The following is a 1,078-nucleotide window of genomic DNA, read 5'->3' as shown; positions in this document are numbered from 1 at the left end:
CGTTTTTTTCGTTTTACTCTGAGATTAAGCTTTAATTCACAATACACCCGATAAACACGCTTATGGTTCCATTGATAGCCGAGCTTTCTGATACGATTAAAGCATTTAGGAAAGCCCCAGCGTAAATGCCGGTCTGTGATAGCATTCAATACCGAAACAATCACCGAATCATCCTGTAACTTAGGTTGATAATAGTAAGCACAACGGTTTAAGCCAACGATAGCGCAGCTCATAGCTATAGTAACAGAATGATTTTGTTGTAGTTGCTGTGCCCACGTTTTACGGGCCTTTGTGGGCACTAAAGCTTTTTTATGATTTCTTCCTGAAGCTGTGATTTTAAGCTCAGCTCGGCAAACATCTGCTTAAGTTTGCGGTTTTCAGCCTCCAGCTCTTTTAAGCGTTTGATATCCGAAGTTTCCATTCCGCCGTATTTTTCCCGCCATTTATAAAAAGTTGAATTACCCATGCCATATTTACGGCAGAGTTCCTTGACAGGAATACCTGCTTCAGCTTCTTTTAAAATAGCGACGATTTGATGTTCAGTCATTTTTTTCATCATTAAATCCCCTTTTACTTTTATCATAGAGAATTTTCTACTTTTTTGCTGTACTATTTTAGGGGAGAGTTACAATCAACGTCGCTTTAGGACATTCAATGTCATCGATGACTTTAATCGTGAGGTGTTAGGTATTGATATTGCAGTCAGCTTACCAGCAGGAAGGATTACCCGTTACTTAGATAAACTGGCCGAATATCATGGATATCCATTAAAAATACGGGTCGATAATGGGCCAGAATTTACAGGAAAAACCTTTATAAACTGGGCTAAATCACATGATATAGCCATTGATTATATAAAGCCGGTAGCCCTTATCAAAATGGTTATATTGAACGATTTAATCGTACCTATCGTACTGAAGTACTTGATTTATATCTTTTTAACAACTTAGCACAAGCAAGGAGAATAACCAAAGAATGGCTAACGATTTATAACACCGAAAGACCGCATGAGGCATTAAATAACATGACACCGATTGAGTATAAAACACTAAAACAAGCAGCTTAATTTTCTACGTGA

4 protein-coding genes are annotated in these 1,078 nt (G+C 37.8%); 2 read left to right on the top strand and 2 right to left on the bottom strand.

Annotation, left to right across the window (positions count from 1 at the left end; translation table 11 throughout):
* Positions 1–299, bottom strand: a 299-nt coding sequence (locus A9G37_RS12380; protein WP_141671191.1) for an IS3 family transposase, incomplete at its 3' end; no start/stop codon positions are given.
* Positions 299–583 carry a transposase gene (locus A9G37_RS10965; protein ID WP_141670991.1) on the bottom strand — a complete coding sequence of 95 codons (285 nt, stop codon included), beginning with the start codon at positions 581–583 and terminating at the stop codon, positions 299–301. The genes A9G37_RS12380 and A9G37_RS10965, both read right to left, overlap by 1 nt.
* Between A9G37_RS10965 and A9G37_RS10960 the strand changes: the two genes are divergently transcribed.
* Positions 546–950, top strand: a complete 405-nt coding sequence (locus tag A9G37_RS10960; RefSeq protein ID WP_081297744.1) for a DDE-type integrase/transposase/recombinase — start codon at positions 546–548, stop codon at positions 948–950. The two genes, A9G37_RS10965 and A9G37_RS10960, sit on opposite strands and share 38 nt — an antisense overlap.
* Complete coding sequence (locus tag A9G37_RS13705) at positions 887–1,066, top strand: integrase core domain-containing protein (RefSeq protein WP_081297745.1); 180 nt, start codon at positions 887–889, stop codon at positions 1,064–1,066. The genes A9G37_RS10960 and A9G37_RS13705 overlap by 64 nt, the downstream gene beginning before the upstream one ends.
* Positions 1,067–1,078: the final 12 nt, after the last annotated feature.

Origin of the sequence: Gilliamella sp. GillExp13 (assembly GCF_001690815.1) — a bacterium.
Lineage (GTDB): Bacteria > Pseudomonadota > Gammaproteobacteria > Enterobacterales > Orbaceae > Gilliamella > Gilliamella bombi.
This window is presented reverse-complemented; position numbering and strand designations above follow the sequence as displayed.